At 67.1% G+C, this 23,662-nt stretch carries 19 protein-coding genes; 8 read left to right on the plus strand and 11 right to left on the minus strand.

Translation table 11 applies throughout. The features are described from left to right. Positions 1–34: 34 nt before the first annotated feature. Together GC150_13685 and GC150_13690 are read right to left on the minus strand one after the other, a co-directional pair. Positions 35–1,273 (minus strand): MFS transporter, encoded by a 1,239-nt coding sequence (locus tag GC150_13685; GenBank protein MBI1385951.1) that lies wholly within the window; start codon positions 1,271–1,273, stop codon positions 35–37. Positions 1,274–1,302: 29 nt separating this feature from the next. Then, complete coding sequence (locus GC150_13690; protein ID MBI1385952.1) at positions 1,303–2,469, minus strand: M24 family metallopeptidase; 1,167 nt, start codon at positions 2,467–2,469, stop codon at positions 1,303–1,305. A gap of 143 nt (positions 2,470–2,612) precedes the next feature. Between GC150_13690 and GC150_13695 the strand changes: the two genes are divergently transcribed. After that, a complete protein-coding gene (locus GC150_13695; protein ID MBI1385953.1) occupies positions 2,613–3,113 on the plus strand; it encodes an isoprenylcysteine carboxylmethyltransferase family protein in 501 nt (166 codons plus the stop codon). Between the two features lie 30 nt (positions 3,114–3,143). On the opposite strand, the gene GC150_13700 is transcribed toward GC150_13695, so the two are convergent. Continuing rightward, positions 3,144–3,830: a glutathione S-transferase gene (locus tag GC150_13700; protein ID MBI1385954.1), complete on the minus strand. Its 687-nt coding sequence runs from the start codon at positions 3,828–3,830 to the stop codon at positions 3,144–3,146. Next, the gene (locus tag GC150_13705; GenBank protein MBI1385955.1) at positions 3,827–4,432 is read right to left on the minus strand and encodes a peroxidase-related enzyme; all 606 of its coding nucleotides are present in this window, start codon (positions 4,430–4,432) and stop codon (positions 3,827–3,829) included. Before GC150_13705 ends, GC150_13700 begins: the two co-directional genes overlap by 4 nt. A gap of 114 nt (positions 4,433–4,546) precedes the next feature. On the opposite strand from GC150_13705, the gene GC150_13710 reads away from it, so the two are divergent. Next, positions 4,547–9,418: an NAD-glutamate dehydrogenase gene (locus tag GC150_13710; protein ID MBI1385956.1), complete on the plus strand. Its 4,872-nt coding sequence runs from the start codon at positions 4,547–4,549 to the stop codon at positions 9,416–9,418. A 94-nt stretch (positions 9,419–9,512) separates the two neighbouring features. After that, positions 9,513–10,856, plus strand: a complete 1,344-nt coding sequence (locus GC150_13715) for an MFS transporter (GenBank protein ID MBI1385957.1) — start codon at positions 9,513–9,515, stop codon at positions 10,854–10,856. A gap of 15 nt (positions 10,857–10,871) precedes the next feature. Here the strand turns inward: GC150_13715 and purH are convergent, their stop codons facing one another. The 4 genes from purH to htpX all read right to left on the minus strand — a co-directional run bounded on the left by purH (position 10,872) and on the right by htpX (position 16,829). Then, positions 10,872–12,467 carry a bifunctional phosphoribosylaminoimidazolecarboxamide formyltransferase/IMP cyclohydrolase gene (gene purH, locus GC150_13720; protein ID MBI1385958.1) on the minus strand — a complete coding sequence of 532 codons (1,596 nt, stop codon included), beginning with the start codon at positions 12,465–12,467 and terminating at the stop codon, positions 10,872–10,874. A 67-nt stretch (positions 12,468–12,534) separates the two neighbouring features. Continuing rightward, on the minus strand, positions 12,535–14,313 hold the full coding sequence (locus tag GC150_13725; protein ID MBI1385959.1) for a heparinase: 1,779 nt from the start codon (positions 14,311–14,313) through the stop codon (positions 12,535–12,537). Between the two features lie 126 nt (positions 14,314–14,439). Continuing rightward, on the minus strand, positions 14,440–15,987 hold the full coding sequence (locus tag GC150_13730; protein MBI1385960.1) for an MFS transporter: 1,548 nt from the start codon (positions 15,985–15,987) through the stop codon (positions 14,440–14,442). Beyond that, positions 15,870–16,829 (minus strand): zinc metalloprotease HtpX, encoded by a 960-nt coding sequence (gene htpX / locus GC150_13735; GenBank protein MBI1385961.1) that lies wholly within the window; start codon positions 16,827–16,829, stop codon positions 15,870–15,872. The genes GC150_13730 and htpX overlap by 118 nt, the downstream gene beginning before the upstream one ends. 172 nt (positions 16,830–17,001) lie before the next feature. On the opposite strand from htpX, the gene GC150_13740 reads away from it, so the two are divergent. The 3 genes from GC150_13740 to GC150_13750 all read left to right on the plus strand — a co-directional run bounded on the left by GC150_13740 (position 17,002) and on the right by GC150_13750 (position 19,266). After that, on the plus strand, positions 17,002–17,196 hold the full coding sequence (locus tag GC150_13740; protein MBI1385962.1) for a DUF1674 domain-containing protein: 195 nt from the start codon (positions 17,002–17,004) through the stop codon (positions 17,194–17,196). Between the two features lie 112 nt (positions 17,197–17,308). Further along, entirely contained in the window at positions 17,309–17,857 is a 549-nt protein-coding gene (locus GC150_13745; GenBank protein MBI1385963.1) for a hypothetical protein, read from the plus strand. A 131-nt stretch (positions 17,858–17,988) separates the two neighbouring features. After that, positions 17,989–19,266, plus strand: coding sequence for a hypothetical protein (locus GC150_13750; GenBank protein MBI1385964.1), 1,278 nt, complete (start codon positions 17,989–17,991; stop codon positions 19,264–19,266). Positions 19,267–19,362: 96 nt separating this feature from the next. Here GC150_13750 and GC150_13755 read toward each other — a convergent pair whose 3' ends face one another. Then, complete coding sequence (locus GC150_13755) at positions 19,363–20,049, minus strand: response regulator (protein ID MBI1385965.1); 687 nt, start codon at positions 20,047–20,049, stop codon at positions 19,363–19,365. A gap of 180 nt (positions 20,050–20,229) precedes the next feature. On the opposite strand from GC150_13755, the gene GC150_13760 reads away from it, so the two are divergent. Then, positions 20,230–20,796 carry a L,D-transpeptidase family protein gene (locus tag GC150_13760; GenBank protein ID MBI1385966.1) on the plus strand — a complete coding sequence of 189 codons (567 nt, stop codon included), beginning with the start codon at positions 20,230–20,232 and terminating at the stop codon, positions 20,794–20,796. Positions 20,797–20,811: 15 nt separating this feature from the next. Here GC150_13760 and GC150_13765 read toward each other — a convergent pair whose 3' ends face one another. Together GC150_13765 and GC150_13770 are read right to left on the minus strand one after the other, a co-directional pair. Next, entirely contained in the window at positions 20,812–21,594 is a 783-nt protein-coding gene (locus GC150_13765) for a hypothetical protein (protein MBI1385967.1), read from the minus strand. Positions 21,595–21,748: 154 nt separating this feature from the next. Continuing rightward, positions 21,749–22,399, minus strand: coding sequence for a YggS family pyridoxal phosphate-dependent enzyme (locus tag GC150_13770; GenBank protein MBI1385968.1), 651 nt, complete (start codon positions 22,397–22,399; stop codon positions 21,749–21,751). A 53-nt stretch (positions 22,400–22,452) separates the two neighbouring features. Here GC150_13770 and GC150_13775 point away from each other — a divergent pair, with 53 nt between their 5' ends. Beyond that, positions 22,453–23,553, plus strand: a complete 1,101-nt coding sequence (locus tag GC150_13775; GenBank protein ID MBI1385969.1) for a calcium/sodium antiporter — start codon at positions 22,453–22,455, stop codon at positions 23,551–23,553. The last annotated feature ends 109 nt before the right edge of the window (positions 23,554–23,662 follow it).

Below are 23,662 nucleotides of genomic sequence, written 5' to 3' on the forward strand. Positions count from 1 at the left end.
CTTTTTCCCCGCCTCTGGGGAACAATGAGCGGGATCACTCCGCCGGGACCGGCGCGGCCTTCGGCTTGTCCTGCGAGAGGGCGGGAAGCGTCGCGACGGCACAGAAGACGAGCGCGGCCGTCGCTGCCAGCACGAGGAACAGCCGGTCGAAACCCCAACGGTCGTAGATCCAGCCGATGAACGGCACGCTCAGCGCCATGACTGTTATGGTGGTGGTGTAGCGGACCGCCAGAATGCGACTGCGCCAGGCACTCTTGGCGACGCGCCCAACGAGCACGTCGTTGATCGAAATCTGCCCGAACGCCGCCAGCATGAAGCCGACGGCGGCGATGAACGCGGCCGCACCCGTCGCCCCAATCATCAAGGAAAAGAACAGCACCTGGAGAGCCGCGACCGACATGAAAACGGTGCGCGGCGAATGACGGTCGACCAGGCGGCCGACGATGATCTGGCCCATCGAGCCGATGGCGAAGGTTGCAAAGGTCAGCCAGCCAACCATGGTGGCCGAGCCGGCGAAGCTGCTGGCGCGCTCGTCGAAGACCTTGGGAAGGGCGAACGTCGTGCTCTGGTAGACGAGACCGCCGAGCGCCGTGGTAAAGAGGATCACGGATAGGACGCGGATGAAAACAACGCGATCGAAAGCCGGCCGCCCGGCGGCGGCATCGTTTCCCGGCCGCGACCCGACCGCCGCGCCGGCGTTTCGGGCGAGCGAGGCAGCAATCGCGGCGGGACGCCAGACGAGAACCCCATAGGCGATCCCGATCAGGATCGAAAACAGGCCCGGGGCGATGAAGGCCGCCCGCCAGCCGGTGACATCGATCAGTCCGGCAGTGACCAGTGCGGCGGCGGCGACGCCGAGGTTGCCCCAGACGCCGTTGACCGCGACGCGCATGCCGACAGACCCCTCGCCCTCGAGAACCAGGGCGATGCCGACGGGATGGTAGATCGCGGCGAACACACCGATCGCGAGAAGGCCGGCGGTCATCGCGACAGGCGTCGCCGCCGCGGCGGTCAGGACGGAGGAGATGCCGATGCCGAGGAAGAAAACCGTGATCATCCCCTCGCGGCTCCAGCGATCGGCGAGCCAGCCGGCCGGAATGGCGCAGGCCCCGAAGGCGATGAAACCCGGCGTCGCATAGACGATGAGTTCGCCGTAACCGATCCCCCATTCGTCGGTGAGCGCGAGGGCCGCCACCGTCGCGAAGATCAGCATGAAATAGTGGTCGAGGAAGTGCCCGACGTTGAGGAAGGTCAGGTGCAGGGGCTGGCGCATCGCCTGGACGTTCTCTTCGAGCCGGTGCTTCAGCGCACGACGAGGCCGGTCGACGAGCGCGAGAGCACCTCGCGGCCGGTCTCGGTGACCAGCGCTGAATGGCCGAGCGTCGCGGCATAGCCGGCTTCGGAATCGAAGATGATCATGTGGAGGAAGAACACCATGCCGGGTTCAGCCACGACCGGGTTGCCTTCGAAGAGCATGGGCCAGTCCATCCAGTTCGGGCCGAAGGTCGTGCCCATGGAATAGCCGCAGGCATTGAGACGGTGGGCGGCAAGGCCGGCGGCATCGAGCGTTCGGGCGTGGGCATCGAACACCTCGCCGATCGGACGGCCCGGTGCGAGTGCCTCCTCGCAGGCCGCGAGCGCATCCTCGGCGGCGCGGTAGAGATCGGCTTGGCGCTCCGGCACCTTGCCGACCACCAGCGTGCGCATCATGGCGGCGTGATAGTGACGGTAGGTGCCGGCCCATTCGAGGGTGAGCTGGTCCTGGGCATCGAGGTGGCGGCGGCCGGTGAAGTAGCGGCACATGAGGGCCCCGGGCCCCGAACCGATGATGAATTCGTTACCAGGGTCGTCGCCGCCGCCGCGGAAAATCTCCCCGTGCATCGCGGCCAGGATGTCACCCTCGAAGGCACCCGGACCGGCGATGGCGACGGCGGCGTCCCAGGCCCGGTCCGCGAGCTCGGCGGCCTTGCGCGTATAGGCGATCTCGGCCGGGCTCTTGACGAGCCGCAGGCGTGAAACAATGCGCGAGGCATCCTCCAGCGTGCAGAACCCGTCGAGCGTGGCGGACAGGGCGCGCCCGTTGTTGGCCGTGAGGCCGTAGGCTTCCCACTCGACGCCGAGGCGCCGGCCGCGGCAGCCGTGCTCCTCGAGAATGGTGCGGAGATCGACGGCCGGCGCCGCCCCCTCACGGTCGCGCCAGATGCGGACGTCCTCGATGACGGATGTGAAATGCGCCTGCCGCAGGTCGGGCGCGCGTGTCAGCAAGGTCATGCGCCCGTCGGCGCCGAGATAGAGGCACTGGAAATAGACGTAGCCGAAGGTGTCGTAGCCGGTCAGCCAGTACATGCTCTCCTGGCGAAAGCAGAGCAGGCCATCGAGGCCGGCGGCCGCCATCGCGGCGCAGGCGCGGGCCCTGCGGTCGGCGAATTCGGCGGTCGTGAAGTGGAGGTGCTTACCGCTGGTCGACATATCCGTTCGCTGCCCCTGAAGGCCGGTCACCACCGGCCGGCTATCCATGATCGCCGATGCTTGCCCGCATCCAGTCAAGACCAATATGATCCTCTTGGCCTGCGGTAAACCCAATCCGCTCCCGAACTCGCGCAGGAGACCCGATGCCAGCCCACCCGGACCCAGGTCAACGCCCGAGCTTCATTCCCTGGCCGCCGATGCTGCTGGTCCTCCTGATCGCGGCCGCCCTCGTCATGGATCGGCTCTGGCCGATCTCCTTTGCTGCCGGTGGCGCGGCCGGTGATGCGCTCGCGGTTCTCGGAGGATTGACGCTGATCGGGGCGCTGTCGCTCGATGCCTGGGCGATCTGGACCATGTTTCGCGCGCGCACCAACATCCTGCCGCACCGCGCCGCCGACCGGCTGGTGACGACGGGCCCGTTCGCGTGGTCGCGAAACCCGATCTATCTCGCCAACACCGCTTTGATCGGCGGCCTTGGCCTCCTGCTCGGCAATGGCTGGATGATGCCTGCAATGGTCGCCAACGCGCTACTCGTGCAGCACCTCGCGATACGGCCCGAGGAACGTCACCTCGAAGCGCGGTTCGGCGCCGAGTGGCGAAGCTACCGTGAGCGGGTCGGGCGCTGGCTGGGTCGCCGAGCCTGACCTCCCGACAACCGGCCGCAATGACCGCGCTCAACCCGTCGGCGACTTGCGCAGCACCGCCACGGGCTCCTCACCGACCTCGTCGAAGGGCACCGTCCACGGCTCGACCAGGGCTTCGTCGAGCCAGTCCCGATAGGCCGGGTGGGCCAACAACGCGTTGAAATACTTGCTGGTCGCGGCGCTGGCGGGCAGGGCATAGGTCTCGAAGCGCGTGGCGATCGGCGTGAACATGGCGTCGGCCGCGCAATAGTCGCCGAAGAGGTACGCACCGCCGGCTCCGAATGCGGCTCGGGTTTCGGACATCAGCCAGTCGACCCGTGCGATGTCGACCGCGGCCTCGATGCCACGATCGCGGGTTGCAAAGCGCTTGCCGAGGTTCATCGGGCACGCCTTGCGAAGGCTGGCGTAGCCGGCGTGCATCTCGCTCGAGACGACGCGCGCCATCGCCCTCGCCCGAGGCTCGCGCGGCCAGATGGCCCGGTCCGGAAAACGATCGGCGAGGTACTCGATGATCGCCAGCGTCTCCCAGAGCGCCAAGTCACCGTCCACGAGTATCGGCACGGTCGGCGAGGGAGCGAAGGCCTCGCGGCGCGCCTTGGCCGAGGGCGCATCGAGCAGGATGATTTCCTCCTCGAAAGGCACGCCGAAGGCCTTCAATACCAGCCATGGGCGCATGGACCAGGACGAATACAGCTTGTTGCCGATGACGATCTTCATCTCGTTCGCTCCTCACTCGTGCGGGCCATGCCATGGTATTCACGGTTCGGACGCATGTCGGTGGCGGCGGCCAGCCGGTTCGACATGTTGTAGAAGGCGGCGATTGCCGCAATATCCCAGATGTCACGATCGCTGAAGCCGGCATCGCGAAGGGCCTGGCGGTCGGGATCGCCGATCAGATCGGGCCGCTCGGTGAGCCGGGCCGCGAACTCGAGCATGGCGCGGTGACGCGGCGAAAGCGGGGCGGCACGGAAGTTGTGCGCGATCTCTTCGCCGAGGATGGGGTCACCCGAGCGCAGGCGGACAGCTGCGCCATGGGCGGCGAGGCAGTAGTGGCAGTGGTTGATGGCGCTGACGGCGACCGCGATCATCTCGCGCTCGAGCTTGTCGAGGCCGCTCGGCCCCAGCATCAGGTCGTCGACCATGGCGATGAAGGTGGCGAGCTTGCCGGCGTCGAAGGCATAGGCCTCAAGGACGTTCGGCACGAAACCCAGCTTTTCCATACACTTGGCGAAATAAGCCTCGAGTTCGGGACCGCGCTCGGCCGGTGGGCCGAGTTCCAGCGCGGTGACCTTGCCGGTGTTGCCTGCGCCCTGGCTCATGGCGGCGCTCCCTTCGCAGGAATGAAAGACCCTGGCCGCGAATTGAACGCGCACCCGGTTCAAATTGTCACGCCGACGTGCCAGTGAGAAGGGCAAAGCGAGCGGCACACGCCCATGCGGGCGACGAAGCCGGGTCCGCCATGGGAGGAATGGGTGATGCTCGAGGGCATTCTGGGGCTGCTTGGGACGCGCGACGGCGGTGGACCTGCCGGTATGACGACGTTCGTCTCACAGTTCATCCAGTCGCTGGGGCGCGGCGCGCTCGAGAGCTATGCCGAGAAGGCCGGCGCGACACTCATCGAATCCGCGCTGCGCCACATCGAGCACATGCCGGCGGACGGCCGCAGCATCGCGACGGAGAACCACACGCTGCTGCGTACGGGGGGACAGCCGGCCAGCGAGATGACCGTCGTCAACGTGCTGAACCGCGACAAACCGTTCCTGGTCGATTCGATCGTCGCCGAACTGCTCTCCCACGACATCGCCGCCGAATTGATCGCGCATCCGATCCTGAAGACCGAGCGCGACGGCGAGGGCAAGCTGACGCGCATCGCCGGCCCGGGCAATCAGCAATGGCAGGAGCACCAGGAAAGCCTCATCCAATTGGTCGTGCCGCGCCTGCCGGGCGAATTGGCCTCGAAGCTGGTCTCGGGCATCGAACGGGTGCTGGAGGACATCGACAGGGTCGTCGGCGATTGGGGCCGAATGCGCGAGCGCGTGGCCGAGGTGGCGGCGCTTTACGAGCAACCGGTGCCGGGCGTGGCGGCGGCGGATCTCGAGGAGGCGCGAGCATTCCTCATCTGGCTGGTCGACAACAACTTCACGTTCCTCGGCGTGCGACGGTATCGATTGCTCGGCGGGCTGGAGGCCGGCGAGGTCGAGGTCGAAGCGACCGAGGGCCTCGGCATCCTCGGCGACCCCGCCCTGCGGGTCCTCAGGCGCGGCAAGGAGTTCGTCGAGGTCACGCAGGAGTTGCGCCGCTTCTATGCCGGTCCCGCCCCCCTCATCATCAACAAGGCAAACGCCGTCGCGACCATCCATCGCCGCATGCACATGGACTACATCGGCACCAAGCTCTATGCGGCGGACGGCTCGGTCAGCGGCGAACTGAGGATCGTCGGTCTCTTCACGTCGACGGCCTATACGCAATCCGTCTACCGCATTCCGATCCTTCGGACACGCGCCAAGCACGTCGCCGACACCCTCGGCTATCCGCCGGAAAGCCACTCGGGCAAGGCGCTGGCCAATGTGCTCGAGACCTTCCCACGCGACGAACTCTTCCAGATCGAGCAGGGCACGCTCGTCGAATGGGCGACGGGAATCCTCGACCTCGGGCTCAGGCCCCGCACCCGTGTCTTCGTGCGGATCGACGAGTTCGACCGCTTCGTCTCGGTTCTCGTCTTTGCCCCGCGCGACCGCTACACCACGGAAGCACGCGAGCGCATCGCCAAGCACCTCGCGGAGGTTTATCAGGGCCGGCTGTCGGCCTTCAACCCCAGCTTCGGGCAGGGTCCGCTGGTCCGGGTGCAGTTCATCATCGGCCGCTACGAAGGGCGCACGCCGCGCATTCAGACGAGCGATCTCGAGGCGCAGGTCGCGGCGATCCTGCGCGACTGGTCGGACGAGCTCGGCGAGGAGATCGCGGTGAGCCCGGCGGCGCGCGCCATCGGACCCGCCTTCGCCTTGAAGTTCCGCGACGCGTTCTCGGTCGGATACAAATCCGATTTCGGTCCCAAGCGGGCCCTCTACGACGCCATCCGCATCGAGCCCCTCGACGACGCAAACCCGATCGCCATCGACATCTACCGGCGCGCCGAACAACCGGCCAACGAAGCACGCGTGGCACTCTACAGGATCGATCGTTCGATCCCGCTCAGCCGCCGCGTGCCGTTCTTCGAGAATCTCGGCTTCGACGTGATCGACGAGCGTTCCTACACGCTGCGCCCGACCTACCCGGACGGGCCCCGGGAGGTGCGGCTGCACGACATGCGGCTCGAGGATCCCACGGGCAATCCGGTGGAACTCGCCGCCCAGAAGGGCGCGCTCGAGGAGACATTCCACGCGGTCTGGTCGGGGCGGGCCGAGGACGATCACTTCAACCGGTTGGTACGGGCAACCGGCGCCGGCTGGCGCGAGGCGATGGTGGCGCGCGCCTACGCCGCGTACATGCGTCAGATCCGCCTCGCCTTCGGGCAACGATACATCTCCGACACGCTCGTGCGCCACCCCGAGGTGACGCGCCGGATCACGGAGCTTTTCGCGCTGCGGCACGATCCGGACAACGGGCTCGATCTCGAGGCCCGCCGGGCGGAGGAGACCGTCCTGGTCGGCACGCTCGAAGACCTCCTCGAGAAGGTCGAGAATGCCGACGAGGATCGTATTCTCCGGCACTACGTCAATCTCGTGCGATCGACCGTGCGGACCAACTTCTATCGCCGGGATGCAAACGGACAGCCGCCGGAAACCTTCGCATTCAAGCTCGACAGCCGCATCGTCGATGGCATGCCGGAGCCCAAGCCCTACCGGGAAATCTTCGTTTATTCGCCGCGCGTGGAAGGTATTCACCTGCGGGGCGGACCGGTGGCACGAGGCGGCATCCGCTGGTCGGACCGGCCGCAGGATTTCCGCAGCGAGGTGCTCGGGCTCGCCAAGGCGCAGCAGGTCAAGAACGCCGTCATCGTGCCCGCGGGCGCCAAGGGTGGTTTCATTCCCAAACAGCTGCCGCGGTCCGGCAACCGCGACGAAGTCTATGCCGAAGGGGTCGCGGCCTATACGATCTTCGTCTCGAGCCTGCTGGACATCACCGACAATCTCGAGGGCGAGACGATCATCCCTCCCGAACGGGTCGTGCGCCACGACGGAAACGATCCCTACCTTGTGGTGGCCGCGGACAAAGGCACGGCACGGTTCTCCGACACCGCCAATGCGATCTCCGGACGGCACGACTTCTGGCTGGGCGATGCCTTTGCTTCCGGCGGCTCGGCGGGCTACGACCACAAGGCCATGGCGATCACGGCGCGTGGCGGCTGGGAGGCGGTAAAGCGTCACTTCAGGGAGATGAACCGCGACATCCAGACATCGCCATTCACGGTCGTCGGCATCGGGGACATGTCCGGTGACGTCTTCGGAAACGGCATGCTGCTCTCGCGCCAGACCCGCCTGCTCGCCGCATTCGATCACCGCGACATCTTCATCGATCCCGATCCCGACGCCGAACGCAGCTTCTCCGAACGCGAGCGCATTTTCGCCCTCGCACGCTCATCCTGGCAGGACTACGACAGGAACCTCATCAGCACGGGGGGCGGCGTCTTCTCGCGAAACGCGAAAGCAATTCCCCTCTCGGCGGAGATGAAGGCGTTGACGGGGCTCTCGGGGGCATCCGCCACACCGAGCCAGGTGATGCACGCGCTCTTGAAGGCGGACGTCGATCTCATCTGGTTCGGTGGCATCGGGACGTTCGTGAAGTCGGAGGACGAATCCGACGCCGATGTCAACGACCGCGCCAATGATGCCGTCCGGGTGAATGGCCGGGAGATCCGCGCGAAGGTCATCGGCGAGGGGGCCAATCTCGGCGTAACACAGCTTGGGCGCGTCGAATTCGCTCAGCACGGCGGTCGCATCAACACGGACGCGATCGACAATTCCGCAGGCGTCAACTCGTCGGACCAGGAGGTCAATATCAAGATCGCGCTCAGGCCCGCCGTGCGTGCGGGAGCAATCACCATGGAGGAGCGAAACGCGCTGCTCGTCGAGATGACGGAAGACGTCGCGAATGCCTGCCTTCGGAACAACTACCTGCAGACGTTGGCACTTAGCCTCGGCGAACGGCGCGGTCTCCAGGATCTCGGGTTCCAGGAACGGCTGATGCGTCAGCTCGAGGCGAACGGCCTACTCGACCGGACGATCGAGCAGTTGCCGGACACGGCCACCGTGGCCCGTCGGGCGGAAGCCAACCTGCCCCTGACCCGGCCAGAGCTTGCCGTTCTGCTCGGCTATGCGAAAATCGATCTCTTCGCGAAGCTGGTCGCGAGCAAGGTTCCGGACGATCCGTTCCTCGAGAACGTTCTCCTGCAGTATTTCCCCGAACGGATGCGAGAGGCGCATCGCGGCGGCATCCTCGGACACCGCCTGCGGCGCGATATCATCGCAACGACGCTGACCAACGACGTCATCAACCGGGGGGGCTCGACGATGGTGGTGCGCCTCGTCGAGGAAACGGGCGAAAATCTCGACGAGATCGTCTACGCGTTCGTCGCCGTTGCGGAGGTATTCGACCTCGGCGATCTTTGGAGGCGGATCGACGCGCTCGACAACAAGGTCGGAGGGCAGCTGCAGCTCGACCTCTACCTCGAGGTCCAGCACGTCCTGCGCCAGCGCTGCGCCTGGTTCATGGCGCACCACGATTTCGCGCGCGGGCTGGGTGACACCATAGCCAGCTATCGCGACGGCATCGCCGCCTATGGCGCCACGCTGGCGAGCGACAGCGATAGCGCGCAGGCCAGAGGACGTGCAGCGCGGATCGAGGAACTGGTCGGACAGGGCGTCGCCCCGGACGTCGCGCGCGACGTCACCGGTCTTGCCGCGCTCGCCGAAGGGCTCGATGCAGTGCTCGTGGCTCGAACGCGTGGGCTCGAGGTCGGAGCCGTTGCGCCAACCTATCTCACGATCGGCGAGCGACTCAGGCTCGGCGAGCTGCGTTCGCGCGTCGGGGAACTCACCATTACCGATCATTTCGATCGCCTCGCGATCAATTCCACGATGTCGGGCATCGCGGAGACGCACCGGGCGCTCACCGGCCACGTCCTTTCCCTCGCGGAATCAGCGGGTGCGGAGGCTTTCGAAAGCTGGCAGGAGACGAGCGCCACCCGGCTCGCCAAAGCCCGTGCGAGCCTCGATGAAATCCTCGCCGGACAGCGGCTGACGGTGGCGCAGCTCGCCGTGGCCGCCGCGCAGGTGCGAGACCTGCTGCCGAAGATGGGAGCCTGACGTGGCGCACAGCGAGGGCGGCACGGACGCCGCGGAGGGACGGCTCGGCGAGGGTCGGCCGGTCGGCAACGCGCGAGCGCGATTCGGCTGGATCATGTTCGACTGGGCGCAGCAGCCCTTCTATACGCTGGTAACCACCTTCATTTTCGCGCCCTATTTCGCAAATGTCTTCGTGGGGGACGCGACGAGGGGTCAGGCGGTCTGGGGGTATGCAACGGCGCTCGCGGGCTTCATCGTTGCATTCACCTCCCCCGTGCTCGGGGCCATGGCGGATGCGTCCGGCCGGCGCCGGCCCTACATCTGGGCGTTCTCGATCATGCTGGTCGCCGGCTCCAGTCTCCTCTGGTATGCCGAGCCGGGCGCGACCGATCGGCTCTTGTGGCTCCTCGCGGCTTTCGTCGTCGCAACCGTCGCGGCAGAGGGTGCGCTGGTCTTCATCAACGCCATGATGCCCTCCCTGGCACGGCCGGAAGAACTCGGGCGGCTATCGGGCACCGCCTGGGCCGTCGGCTATGCGGGCGGCCTGGTTGCCCTCATCGTCATGATCGGACTGGTCTCGGCCTCGCCCGAGAGCGGGCGCACGCTCCTCGGACTCCAGCCGATCATCGCGCTCGACATCGCATCCAACGAAGCCGACCGGCTTTCAGGTCCCTTCTCCGCACTCTGGTACGCCCTCTTCGTCATTCCATTCTTCCTCTACACGCCCGACCGTCCGACCGGCACCCAGCCGAGCATCAGGGCCGGCCTCGCGGCCGTCGGCACGACGGTGAGGGAGGTGGTCGGGCGCTATCGGCCCATCGCAATTTTCCTCCTTGCACGGATGCTCTACATCGACGGCCTGCTCGCCATCTTCTCGTTCGGTGGGATCTACGGCGCCGCGACCTTCGCCTGGTCGCCGGTCGAACTCGGGGTGTTCGGGATCCTGCTGGCGCTCGCCGGCACCATCGGGGCCTATGCCGGTGGCTTCCTCGACGATGCCTTCGGCCCGGCGCGGGTGATCGCCACATGCCTCGTCGTGCTCATGGCGGCGGCCATCGCGATCGTCTCCATCGACGCGAACCACATCGGTTTCGTCATCGCCGTCGAAGGGCCACAACCGGGCGACGGCATCCTCGCGTCCCTGCCCGAGCGGGTGTTCCTCGCCCTCGGGGCGATCATCGGCATCGTGGCGGGGCCGATGCAGTCGTCGAGCAGAACGCTGCTCGCGCGCGCCGCACCGGCCGAGCGCATGGCCCAGTTCTTCGGGCTCTTTGCCTTCTCGGGAAAAATCACCGCGTTCCTGGCGCCGTTGGCGGTCGGCATCGTCACCGACGTTTCGGGCGACCGCCGCCTCGGCATCGCGACCATCATCGTCTTCCTGATGCTCGGTCTCGTGGTGCTGCTCTTTTCGGGGCTCGGGCGTTCGGCCCATGCCGAGAGGGTCGGCAGCGGGCCATGAGCGTGCCGGCCCGCCTCAATGGCGGAAGTGCCGCACGCCGGTGAAGACCATGGCAAGCCCATGCTCGTCGGCGGCGCGGATCACCTCGGCATCGCGGACCGAGCCGCCCGGCTGGATGACGGCCGTCGCGCCGGCGGCGGCGGCTTCGAGCAACCCGTCGGCGAAGGGAAAGAAGGCGTCGGAGGCAACGACGGAGCCATCGGTGAGGGAGCCTTCGAGCCCGGCCGCCTTGGCCGCCTCCGTCCCTTTCCAGCGGGCGATACGCGCGGAATCCACCCGGCTCATCTGACCGGCACCGATCCCGACGGTTGCGCCCGCGCGCGCATAGACGATGGCATTCGACTTGACGTGCTTGGCGACGCGGAAGGCAAAGCGGAGGTCGGCGAGTTCGGCCGCGCTCGGAGCGCGGCGGGTGACCACCTCGAGCGTCAGATCGGCAACGACCGCGTTGTCGCGCCCCTGGACCAGGAGACCGCCCGCAACCGGGCGCAGCAGGCGACCAGGCGCCCGCGGATCCGGCAGGCCGCCCGTGACGAGCACACGCGTTCCGCCCGCCGGGTTCTTCTCCCTGCCGAGGGCATCGCAGGCGGCGTCGTCGGCCGATGGCGCGATGACGACTTCCGTGAAGACCTTGGCGATGGCGCGGGCGGTGGCAACGTCCAGGTGACGATTGACGGCGACGATGCCGCCAAAGGCGCTCACCGGATCACAGCGCAGCGCCAGCCGATAGGCCTCCTCGAGGGTTTCGGCGACAGCGACACCACAGGGGTTGGCATGCTTGATGATGGCGACGGCCGCCGCCGCGTCCGGGTCGAATTCGGCGACCAGCTCGAATGCGGCGTCGGCATCGTTGAGGTTGTTGTAGCTCAGCGCCTTGCCGGCGAGCTGGCGGGCCGTGACGACGCCCGGGCGGGGCGGACCGGCGCGGTAGAGGACGGCGGATTGGTGCGGGTTCTCGCCATAGCGCAGCTTCGCACCGACCTGCTCACCGGCAATCGACAGATGGCGCGGCATGAGATCGCCGCTACCCGCCTGGAGCCAGCCGGCGATGGCCGCATCGTAGGCCGCGGTGCGCTCGAAAGCCGCGCGGGCGAGGGCGAGGCGGAATGCGGAGCTCGTCGCTCCGGCATTGCGATCGAGTTCGCCGAGCAGATCGGGATATTGCGACGGGTCGACGACGACGGCGACGCCGGCATGGTTCTTGGCGGCGGCGCGGATCATCGCGGGGCCGCCGATGTCGATGTTCTCGATGGTTTCGGCAAAGCCGGCACCGCGGGAGACCGTCGCCTCGAAGGGATAGAGGTTGACCACGAGGAGATCGATCAGGGGAATCCCGTGCTGCCCGGCGGCGGCCATGTGGTCGGCATCGTCGCGCACCGCCAGGAGTCCGCCATGCACGCGCGGGTGCAACGTCTTCAGGCGGCCGTCCATCATCTCGGGAAACCCGGTCACGTCGCTGACGTCGGCGACCGCAAAGCCAGCCTCGCGCAGGGAGCGCGCGGTGCCGCCGGTCGAAACCAACGCGACGCCCCGGGCAACCAGCGCACCCGCCAGTTCCACGAGCCCGGTCTTGTCCGACACCGAAATCAGTGCCCGCTCGATCTTCCTCATCTTCCTGCCCTCGATCACGACCCGCGCCGAGGCATAACGCAACATGGCGTCCGCCTCGATACGACGATCAGCTGTCGCCGCGATTTCCTTCGATCACCGCGAAGCGACGGCGGCGAGCCTCCCTGGCGTCGCCGATCGTGGCGTCATGTCGCTCGAGGCGCCAATGCACGGTCGCCTGGTCGTTCAGCCGGGCACGCAGAACGATCTGCAGCGAGCGATAGGGGCCGGAGTGGGACGCAAGAAACACGCTTTCCTCCAGGCTGACGCGTGCGCCCGATGCAACGAAGCGCCAGCGCTCACCATTCTCGAGATCGAGCAGGAGCGGGGCCTCGCCCGATGGGCGCTCGATCTGCACGTCCGGGTGGACGTGGAAATGGATGGCGAAGCTGACGCCGCCGGCCCGACCGACCGTCATCAAGCCCTGACCGATGCGCAGGCGATCGACGCCGTGCAGGCCATCCCCGAGCGGCAAGAGCCGCAGGGTGCGCTCGTGGATGATGCCGAAGCGTTCGACGTAGCCGTCGTGCATGGCCCGCACGATGGCGGAGCCGTCCTCCGTGTAGCCGATCTTGGCCTCGACCCGATCGGGTCCGACGACGGCGGCACGGGGCGACTGCCCGCGGCCCGGCTGGCCCTGGACGAGGCGGCCGGACGAGACGTCGTTGATGGTCAACGTGGAATGGGCGGCCGTCGACCTCGAGGCGGCACGCCAAGCCGACTGGCCCGGCCCCGGCGCGCCGCAATTGACGATCACCGGGATCGTGCCAACGCTCAACTCGAAGCTGAGGGCACCGGCATGCGCGTCCCCGGCGAGCGGCTCGGGAGGCGGTGGGCCGCCATCCATGACGAGGATGGTGGCGCGGCGCTGCAGGCGGACATAGCCGGTGTCCGGAGCGTCGGTGCGGGCGCTGGCGACGTTCTCGTCGTAGGCGAGTACGGTGGCGAGCAGGTCGGTGCGCGTCTCGCCCATGCCATTGAAGCGCGCCAGCATGCCATCCCCGAGGCGCATGTAGCGCAGCATCGAGAGGGCGCGCTCCACGACCTTACCCATGGCCTCGGGAAAAGCGCGCTCACGCACCCCGACACAGTGCCGTAGCGGCAGGAGATCGAGCAGGATGTCCACTGCCGCTCCCGGATTTCGGGAAATGTGCCCGCCATCGGCAAGGAACTGGCGATCGAGCTCGCGGACAAGCAGCGGCTCGTGCGCGTCGAGCAGCGCTTCCTGATCGGCGATGCTGAGGCCGGCGAGACAAATGGCCAGCAACGAGCGCAATTTCACACTGCCATCGTCGGTTTCAGGCAAGAGGTTGGCGAGGTGGCGGGCGGTGTGATTGAGTTCGGCGAGGACGGCTTCGTAGTCCCTGGCGGGCAGACCCTCGAGCAGCACCTGGGCATTGGTCAGCCAGGAGATGAGGCGGCGCGAGGCGATGCGCGGTTGCCAGGCGACATCCCGGTCCCGCTGGTGGCGCCGAATGAAATGCAGCGCGATCTCGCGGGCGCGGCGGTTGCCCTCGGCATCGTCGGCCATGCGCACATGCCGCAACCAGGAAAACCCCAGGAGCTTTTCGCGCCATTCGGTGTGGGGCACGACCATGTCGAGCGGGTTTGTCTCACCGCAGGACACCGTGACATTGGCCAGGCTCACCTCACCTTCGAGCAACTCGCTGACGAAACTCGGATCGCACGTGCTGAGGTTCTGGGGAACGAGTAGCAGGCGGTCGCCGGGCGGGCCGTACTTGCGGTCGGGTCGGAGCAGCGGCAAGTGGCGGGCGATGAGGCGGCGCGAACGGTGCAGCGCCAGCAGCGAGCCGGGCGCCAGCGGAAAGCGCAGTCCAAATCCGCTCAACGCCAATTCGATCTCCGTCCACTGAGTGTCGCGCCTTCGATGGGTTACACTAGAGATGCGGCCTCGACGAGGCAACGCGATCGGCGGTCGGCCGGAACGTCGACCACAGGCGAAGCAACGGGCGCATCAGGCGCGGCGCACGAGGCGGGCGGCGAAAAACCCGTCGAGGCCGAGGGACACGAACGGCTTTCCGGGATCAGGGGCGCCCTCGAGCGGCACAGCGTGGCACGGTAGCGTGCGCAGATCGCCCTTGGGGCTGAACCACTCGCGAGGCCAGTGGGTAGCGACATCCGGTAACCGAGCCCGTTCGACGTCACGGCGACGCGCGAGAAGCGCCTCGACCTGATCGACACCCTCGGCGGGCTCGAGAGAGCACGTGCAGAAAACGAGAATGCCGCCGGGGCGCAGCATTTCGACGGCAGCATCCAAGAGCCGACCCTGCAGGGCGACCAGTGCAGCGACTTCAGCGGGCGACTTGATCCAGGGCACATCGGGGTGCCGGCGGATGGTGCCGGTGGCCGAGCACGGAGCGTCCAGCAAAACGGCATCGAAGGGGTCGGCCGGGCGCCAGATGGCCGCATCCGCCTCGACGATACGAACACGATCGGCAAGACCGAGCCTTTCGAGGTTGGCGGCCAAGCGCGGGATGCGACGCGGTGCGTTTTCGACTGCGGTCACCAGGGCGCCGGCGGAGGCGAGCTGCGCGGCCTTGCCGCCGGGGGCGGCGCAGAGGTCCGCGACGGAGAGACCGCAGACGTCACCGAGAAGGCGCGCCGGAAGGGCGGCGGCCGCGTCCTGCACCCACCAGGCGCCATCGCTGAACCCGGGGAGCTGCTCGACGGCCGGCCGGGCCGCGAGCCGAAGCGCGCCACTGGCGAGGAGATCGGCGCCGAGCAGGCCGGCCCACCGGGCCGCGCTCGACGGATCCCTCGGTGTCAAATCGAGCGCCGGCGGCTGCTGATTGGCCGCCGCGATCGCCCTTGCGGTTTCGGCGCCGTAGGCCGCCGTCCAGCCTTCGAGGAGCCATGAAGGAGTGTTCACCGGGCCGGCCTCGGCCGCATCGAGGGGTTTTGGTGGGTGGCTAGAAAGGCTGCGGAGCACGGCGTTGGTCAGACCGTCGTAGCGGTGGGCGCGGCGGTCGCGCTTGACCTGGCGAACCGCCATGTCGATGGCGGCATGGGCCGGCACCTCGAGAAAGACGAGCTGGGCCACCGCCGCGCGCAGGATCTGGCGAAAGCGCGGCGCCTGCTTGGGCCAACCCTTTTCGAGCCGCGCGAGCAAGTGGCCGTCGATCTCGGCGAGGCGCCGCAAAACGGTGAGCGTCAGCAGCCGTGCGAACGCCCGATCCCGGTCCGCGAGGCCCGGGGCGCGGTCGGTGTGCTCATCGGCGCGATGCCCAGACTGGCTCTCGAGAGCACCATCGAAGGCTTCCTCGAGCGGCACCGACCGGTCGAGGATGGCGGCGAGCGTGGCGACCGCGACATCGCGAGCGGCCAGTCCGGCGGGTGGAGCGACGGCGGAAGCGCCCGATCGACCGGGGCCGCCCGACGTCCGGGTCAAGACCAGGGTCCGCGGCGCGCACCGGCATCGGGCACGCTTCCGGTGCGCGAGCCGCCACGGCCGGTGGTGGCATAGCGCGAACGCGGCGGCTCGATGACGCCGGTCGATTCCCACTCGCGGTTCAGTTCCTCGAGCGCCCGGATGCGATTGCCGACATCGGGGTGCGTCGAAAAGAGGCTGTCCATCCGTTCGCCGTTGAGCGGGTTGATGATGAACAGGTGGGCCGTCGCAGGATAGGCCTCGGCCGTCGCGTTGCGGTGCCGGCCCTTCGTGGAGGCGATCTTGTCGAGGGCGGAGGCCAGCCACATCGGACGCTGACATATCCAGGCGCCGAGCCGGTCGGCCTCGTATTCGCGGGTGCGGCTGACCGCCATCTGCACGAGCATGGCCGCGAAGGGCGCGGCGATCGCCACGAGCATCACCGTCAGCCAACCCGAGCGGTTGCCGTTCTGGTCGCGCGCCCCGCCGAACATCATGCCGTAGTTGGCGAGCATCGAGATGGCACCCGCGATGGTCGCCGTGACGGTCATGGTCAGGGTGTCACGGTTCCTGATGTGGGCGAGCTCGTGGGCCATCACACCGGCGACCTCCTCCTTCGACAGGATCGACAGGAGGCCGGTCGAGACAGCGACCGCGGCATTCGAGGGATTGCGCCCGGTGGCGAACGCGTTCGGCTGTTGGGTCTTGATAACGAAGACCTTCGGCATCGGCAGTTCCGCGTTGGCGGTGAGCTGGCGAACGATGTCGTAGAGTTCGGGCGCACCATGCTCGTCGACCTCGACGGCATTGTGCATCCGCAGAACCATCTTGTCCGAGTTCCACAAGGCAAAGAGGTTCATGGCGAGCGCCGCGACGAAGGCGACGATCATGCCCGTCTGGCCGCCGATGATGCCACCAACGGCCACGAAGATCGCCATCAGGACGGCGAGCATTATTCCAGTGCGAACGAGTGCCATATCAACCCACATACTCCGATCGGTCGCAATCAACGACGTCCGGCGACGACCATGACAACTTCATCGCGCGAACCCAAGTCGATATAAGTGGTCATCGGGCAACCCACCAGACGATTGGGAGCGCTGGCGGGGCGGGGCGCGAAGTGCGGCGCAAGAATGCGGTGAGGTCGCGATGGCGGAACTGGAGGACTATCGAAGACGCGTCGAGGAAGCGGGCCGCCGGGCGCGCGCGGAAGCCGAAGAGCGCCGCCGCATCGCGCAGGCCCAGCCAGCGGTCGAGCGTCCGATCGAGAAAGGCGGCCCCAAAGGCGCCGAGCCGGTGCGGCACGGCGATTGGGAGCGCAAGGGAATCGCGGTCGACTTCTGATCAACCCGATCTTTGACCGCAACTTATCAGGGCCGTGGCGCGCTGAATACAATTATAAGTTGTATATCGCCTCCGCTCGTGCTCTCCTCCCGACAACGGAGGATGGCGCACGATGGCGGACCGCGGCGGATTGCGACTGTTCGGGCTGGCCTGCTGCCTCGTCCTAGCCATGACGGCCGGGGTGCTGGCTGGTCAGGACGCGGAGTTGGAGGGGCCACTGCCGGCGACCGTGCTGAGGGTCGTCGACGGCGATACGATCGATGTCCGGGTGACGATCTGGATCGGTCAGACCGTGGAAACACGCGTCCGGCTGGCTGGTGTCGAGGCGCCGGAACTCACCTCGCGATGTGCGGCGGAAAGACTGCTCGGCGAGCGCGCCAAGCTGGCGCTCAGCGAGCGCATTGCTGGGCGCACGGTGCTACTGTCGGCCATCCGGCCGGGCAAGTATGCCGGAAGGGTCATCGCAACAGTCGCGGCCGGCGACATCGCGGACCTCGGCCACTGGCTGATTGCCGGCCGCTTGGCGCGCAGCTATCGCGACGGACGAACCTGCCCGGGCTGCACGCGGCGGATCGCCTGTGAGGAATGGGCGAGCCTGCTGGTCGCGCGGGACGAGCGACGGAACCGCAGGGGCCCCAACCTCGACCGGATCGCTTTCTGAAACCCCTGCCGGCTTAACGCTTTGCTCACCATCTCACGAACACCCGCACGCCTTCGCTCCGCCGCCACGGGCGACTGACCCGATCCTTGCATCCACCAGTCCGAACACGCGCTCGGAACTGGGAGGCTCCAATGATCGCTTCAGTCAATTCGAAACTCCGCCGCTTCACTCGCGACGAGAAGGGCGGCGTCCTCATCTTCTTCAGTCTCGCTGCCCTCGTCATCATCGGCGTCGTCGGCCTCGCCATCGACGGCGCGCGCGCCTACCACGCCAACACCCGCGTCGGCGCCGCGCTCGATGCCGCCGCACTCGCCGCGGCCAAGGCGCGCAACGAGCAGGGCCTCGAAGGCGACGCACTGCGCGACTATGCCGAGCGCTTCTTTCAGTCGAACGTCGCCGGCACCGGCCTCGACCCGGTCAGCTATCGGAACCTCTCGGTCCGGCCGGGCGCAAACGGCCGCATGACGGTGAGCGTCGATACGGTCGTCGAGAACTACTTCGGCGGGCTCTTCCAAATCCCGACCTTCGAGTTCACGCGTGCAGCCACCGCCGTCTACAACATCCGCGATATCGAGCTGGCGCTCGCGCTCGACATCACCGGGTCGATGTGCAACCCCTGCTCGAAGATCAACGCGCTCAAGGCTGCGAGCCGTGACCTCGTCGACATCCTGATCTCGAACGCCAACAACCCGGCGCAGAAGGTGCGGCTCGCACTTGCTCCCTATTCGGCCGCCGTCAACGCTGGCGCCATCGCCGACGAGGTGCTCGACCCTGCCGCGCCGCGCGATGGTGACTGCGCGATCGAACGCTCTGGCGCGCATGCCTACACGGACACCATGCCCGGTGACGGCGCCTGGATCGCGAGCGCCGACCCGGCCGCACCGCCCGCCGACATCGACCCGACCGAGAACACCGGCAGCTACTTCTGCCCGAATGCCGAGATCATGCCGCTCACCGACAGCGCCAGCTCGCTCAAGGCACGCATCAACTCGCTGTCGACCGGTGGTTGGACGGCCGGGCACATCGGCCTCGCCTGGGCCTGGTACATGATCTCCGAGGAGTGGGCCTCGATCTGGCACTCCGGCAGCCAGCCCGCCCCCTACGGCGACAACGACACCATCAAGGCCGTGCTGATGATGACCGACGGCATCTTCAATACCGCCTATGCCAACGGCGAGAGCGCCGACCAGGCACTCGATCTCTGCACCGAAATGCGCGACCGGGGTGTGATCGTCTTCTCGGTTGCCTTCCAGGCTCCGACGGCGGCTGCCGACACGCTGCGCGACTGTGCCTCGCCGGCAGGTGGCGAGTTCGGCCAGACCTTCTTCGATGCGCAGAACGGCACCGAGTTGCGTCAGGCCTTCATCAGCATCGCCAATCAGCTCAACACGCTGCGTCTGGCGGAATAGCGAGGGGCATCCTCCCGGCCCGCTCGTCGAAGAGGCGCGATCCGCTCCGGGTCGCGCCTCTCTTCATTTCCGGTGCGCCCGGGGGCCTACCAGCCGTCACGGAACCAGCTTGTAGCCACCCGTCTCGGTGATCAGAAGTTCGGCGTTCGAGGGATCGGCCTCGATCTTCTGGCGCAGACGATAGATGTGGGTCTCGAGCGTGTGTGTCGTGACGCCAGCGTTGTAGCCCCACACCTCGTGCAGCAGGACATCTCGCGTCACCACCTGCTCGCCCGCCCGGTAGAGATACTTCAGGATCGAAGTTTCCTTCTCGGTCAGGCGGATCTTCTGCTCCTTCTCGTTGACCAGGAGCTTGGCGGCCGGCTTGAAGGTGTAGGGGCCGATGGTGAAGACAGCGTCCTCGCTCTGCTCGTGCTGGCGCAATTGCGCGCGGATGCGGGCGAGCAGGACCGCGAACTTGAACGGCTTGGCGACGTAGTCGTTGGCCCCGGCATCGAGGCCCAGGATCACGTCCGAATCCGTCGCATTGCCGGTCAACATGATGACCGGCCCCTTGAAACCGTTGCGCCGCAGCACCTTGCACGTCTCGCGGCCGTCCATGTCCGGCAAGCTGACATCGAGGAGCACGAGATCGACGTGCTCACCCTTCACCGCCTCGATCCCGGCCGTCGCGGTATCCCGCGAGATCGCTTCGAACTCCTCGTGCAAGGCGAGCTGATCGGTCAACGTGTCGCGAAGGTTTTCGTCATCGTCGATGATCAGAATTCTCCGCGCCGTGCTCATCGTGATCCCTCCCAAGAATCTGCCGAAACTCGAGCGCCTGCAAACCGCGCATCCGACCCACAGGGTCACGACCGCCCAGATGGGCGGCCGGCGGCAGACTAGCAGAACTCGTTCCGACCCGACATATATGGCGCGAACGTTGGCGCTCAATCCGTATGCTTCGCAACAGGAGGTCACAAGCTGTCACGAGCACGTCAGATCGGGGTGGCTGTGGTGCGCACGCTCAACGCCAGGGCGACGCGGGGCCGATTGACGGCCGGCAACCTCCGTCTGCCGTGCGCGGTCGGGCGAGGCGGATGGCGCGTCCGTAAGCGGGAGGGCGATGGCGCGACCCCGGCGGGTCGATGGCCAATCCGACTGGTGTTCTATCGGCGGGACGCCGGCGTTCGGCCGGCCGTCGCCTGCAAACTGCGGCCCATCACGCGGCGCGACGCCTGGTGCGACGTTGCCGGGGACCGCAACTACAATCGTCTCGTGCGTTTGCCCTATCCCGTGCTCGACGAGCAACTCTGGCGGGGCGACCATCTCTACGACCTGTGCGCGGTGCTCGGCTACAACGACCGCCCGCGCGTCGCTAATAATGGCAGTGCCATCTTCATGCATCTGGCGCGGGAAGGCTATCGACCGACGGCTGGATGCGTTGCGCTCTCCAAACGAGACATGACGCGCCTGCTCGCCGTGCTGCGGCCAGGCGCGAGCATCGCGGTGGCGCCACACATTCGGCCGCGCCCCCTTCGCTCTGGCTAGCCCGGGCGCGCCGCTTCAGCGTACGCGGCGCGGATTCATGTAGAGTTCGACCTCCTGGTGCTCCAGCTTGGGCACGACGCGACCCCGATGCATGCCGCTGACAAGGTCCTCGAGGTGGTGACGGCAGTCATCGTTGAATTTCAGCATGCCGCAGAAGAGCTGGAGAACGGTGCAGAGCCGCACGTCCGCGTGCGCGGCCGCGACCCGCACCTTCCACTTGCCGCCCAGATTGATGACGCGTCCGTTGAGCTTGCCGATCAGTTTGTCGTGCTCGTCGTAGAGCTTGTAGTCGTCCCCGACGCTCACCCAGTTGCGCTTCAGTCGATAGAAGTAGGGCTTGCCGTCATCACGGATGATGAAGAATGAGAAATTCTCAGGAATGCCCGGCCACTTGTTCGATGAGCGCTCGATCTGGATGATCTGTTCGTGGTCGGAGATGTTGATACTGAAGGACGTGACGGGAAGCCCACGGGCGCCGTGGGTCAACTGAAGCGAGCGGCCGAGCAACAGGTCGAGAGTGGCGCGCCAGTTCATGTCCGCTGTGAACAGCTTGATGACGAGGCGCTTGTTCATCCCCTCGTTGTTTTCCCAGAGGCCCTTGCGATACGCGATGTAGTGACTGCGCTCGCCGCCCTGCTTGACCTCGGCGAAGATGTCCATGTCCTTGGTGAACTGGCGCGACTTGGCCCGGTGGCGCGCCTGCTGATAGATGCCGATCTCGGTCGGGTTGAGGTCGGTGATCCAGAGATCGACCTCGAACTCGACATCGGCGGCCACGGTGCCGGTCTTGCTGCTCATGACACACCTCCGCTGGCGCGACCGCATGCGTGGCCGCGCGAATCGTTCGATCGAACGCAAGTTTATGACTGGCCAAGGAGGAATAGGGGCAGCGCCTGATCGCTTTATCCACGACGAAAAGCCGCGCGCGCACTCGCAAGCTTTCCGGGCGCCGTCAGGCCGGCTTCGTGCGCGAGCCGAAGATCGCCGAGCCGACACGGACGTGCGTGGCGCCGTGTGCGATCGCCGTCTCGAAATCGTCGCTCATACCCATCGAGAGGCCAGTGAGGCCATGCTCGGCGGCGAGGCGGGCGAGGAATACGAAATGCGGCGCCGGGTCATCGTCCACCGGTGGCAGACACATGAGCCCCGCGACGTCCAGCCCAGCGGCACGCGCCTGCTCGAGCAGACCCGCGAGCGCGCCCGGCGCGGCACCCGATTTCTGCGCCTCCGCCCCGGTGTTCACCTGGAGGAAGACCTCGACGCGGCGACCGACGCGCACCTGCGCCTCGGCAATGGCGTCGACGAGGCGGGCGCGATCGACGGAGTGGATCACATCGAACAGAGCCACGGCGGCACGGGCCTTGTTGGTCTGGAGCGCGCCGATGAGATGGAGACGCACGCCCGGATAGGTGGCGACCAGAGCCGGCCACTTGCGCTCGGCCTCCTGAACCCGGTTCTCGCCGAAGACACGGTGCCCCGCCCCGAGCACGGGCTCGATCGCTGCCGCCTCGAAGGTCTTGCTGACGGCAACGAGGGTCACGGAGCCGGGAGCGCGGTGCGCCGCGATCGCGGCCTGCGCGATCCGATCGACGATGATACCCAGGCGCGCTGCGGCTCCGTCAGGTCGTGTCAAGATCGCACCCCTCGCTCGATCGAATGCCGATGCCAGCGCACCCGCGCCCGAGTTTTCAGCCCTTGCGAGGCGCGCGGGCCATTGCCGAAGCCGGCGGCATCGCTAGAGATAGGCGCGCCCTCCGGCCGAATGCAATCGGACGCAAACCAAGTGCCAGGAGATCCTCGGAGCATTCGATGACGATACTTCTCATGATCGGCGGGCTGGCGCTACTCCTGGTCGGCGGCGATACGCTCGTGCGCGGGGCCGTGGCCATCGGCAACAGGATGGGTTTGACGCCACTGGTCGTCGGGATGGTCATCGTCGGGTTCGGTACATCGACACCGGAACTCTTCGTCTCCGTGCAGGCCAGTCTGGCGAATTCGGGGGCGATCGCGGTCGGCAACGTCATCGGCAGTAACATCGCCAACGTCCTGCTCATCCTCGGGGCGACGGCGGTGCTCGCGCCGGTGGCGCGACCGAAGCAGAACTTCAAGTCGGACGGCTTCGTGCTGGTGCTGGTGACGCTGTTGTTCCTCGGTCTCGTCCTCCACGGGCGGCTGGAGCAGCCGGTGGCGCTGGTGCTCATCGGCCTGCTGCTCGCCTTCATCGCCTGGCAGGTCGTGCGCTGCATGGGCCAGCCTCTCGAGGACGATGGCGAGCATACGGGCGTGACGTTGCCGATCCCCGCGGCGCTCGCCATGCTCGCCTTCGGCTTTGCGGCGCTCTGGTTCGGCTCGGAAATGCTGGTCGGGGCGTCGGTCACACTGGCGCGGGACTTCGGCGTCTCGGAGGCCCTGATCGGTATCACCATCATCGCCATCGGCACCTCGCTGCCGGAACTCGCGAGTTCGATGATGGCGGCCTGGCGCGGCCACGGCAACGTCGCCTACGGCAACATCGTCGGCAGCAACATCTTCAACATCCTCGGCATCCTCGGCGCGGCGGGCGCCACGGCGCCTGTCGTCTTTCCCGCCGGGATCATGCTGCTCGATGGTCCCGCCGTGCTCGGCGCCGCACTGGTCATGCTCGCGGCAATGGCGACGGGGCGCGGCATCGGTAGACTGGAAGGGCTCGCTTTCCTCGGCCTCTATGTTGGTTACGTGGTGCTTCGCGCCCTGTCCGACGCGAGCGCGGCAGCCTGAAAGCGGCCACCACCCGGCAGCCTTCGCGCTCCCCGCGACGCTTGACGGTCATCGGGTTTCGGGCTTCAAACGCCCGACGCCATCCCACAGCGCGCCGAGCAGCCGGTCG

The sequence above is a fragment of the Hyphomicrobiales bacterium genome (genome assembly GCA_016125495.1).
Classification (GTDB): Bacteria; Pseudomonadota; Alphaproteobacteria; order Rhizobiales; family RI-29; genus RI-29.

Bases quoted from the DNA above. Each gene is read 5' to 3' on its own strand.
- GC150_13705 (MBI1385955.1), bottom strand. From the start codon at position 4,432: ATGAGCCAGGGCGCAGGCAACACCGGCAAGGTCACCGCGCTGGAACTC.
- GC150_13745 (MBI1385963.1), top strand. From the start codon at position 17,309: ATGGCGGACCGCGGCGGATTGCGACTGTTCGGGCTGGCCTGCTGCCTC.
- GC150_13690 (MBI1385952.1), bottom strand. From the start codon at position 2,469: ATGTCGACCAGCGGTAAGCACCTCCACTTCACGACCGCCGAATTCGCC.
- htpX (MBI1385961.1), bottom strand. From the start codon at position 16,829: ATGGCACTCGTTCGCACTGGAATAATGCTCGCCGTCCTGATGGCGATC.
- GC150_13695 (MBI1385953.1), top strand. From the start codon at position 2,613: ATGCCAGCCCACCCGGACCCAGGTCAACGCCCGAGCTTCATTCCCTGG.
- GC150_13775 (MBI1385969.1), top strand. From the start codon at position 22,453: ATGCCGATGCCAGCGCACCCGCGCCCGAGTTTTCAGCCCTTGCGAGGC.
- GC150_13755 (MBI1385965.1), bottom strand. From the start codon at position 20,049: ATGAGCACGGCGCGGAGAATTCTGATCATCGACGATGACGAAAACCTT.
- GC150_13685 (MBI1385951.1), bottom strand. From the start codon at position 1,273: ATGCGCCAGCCCCTGCACCTGACCTTCCTCAACGTCGGGCACTTCCTC.
- GC150_13700 (MBI1385954.1), bottom strand. From the start codon at position 3,830: ATGAAGATCGTCATCGGCAACAAGCTGTATTCGTCCTGGTCCATGCGC.
- GC150_13765 (MBI1385967.1), bottom strand. From the start codon at position 21,594: ATGAGCAGCAAGACCGGCACCGTGGCCGCCGATGTCGAGTTCGAGGTC.
- GC150_13710 (MBI1385956.1), top strand. From the start codon at position 4,547: ATGCGGGCGACGAAGCCGGGTCCGCCATGGGAGGAATGGGTGATGCTC.
- GC150_13740 (MBI1385962.1), top strand. From the start codon at position 17,002: ATGGCGGAACTGGAGGACTATCGAAGACGCGTCGAGGAAGCGGGCCGC.
- GC150_13715 (MBI1385957.1), top strand. From the start codon at position 9,513: ATGTTCGACTGGGCGCAGCAGCCCTTCTATACGCTGGTAACCACCTTC.
- GC150_13750 (MBI1385964.1), top strand. From the start codon at position 17,989: ATGATCGCTTCAGTCAATTCGAAACTCCGCCGCTTCACTCGCGACGAG.
- purH (MBI1385958.1), bottom strand. From the start codon at position 12,467: ATGAGGAAGATCGAGCGGGCACTGATTTCGGTGTCGGACAAGACCGGG.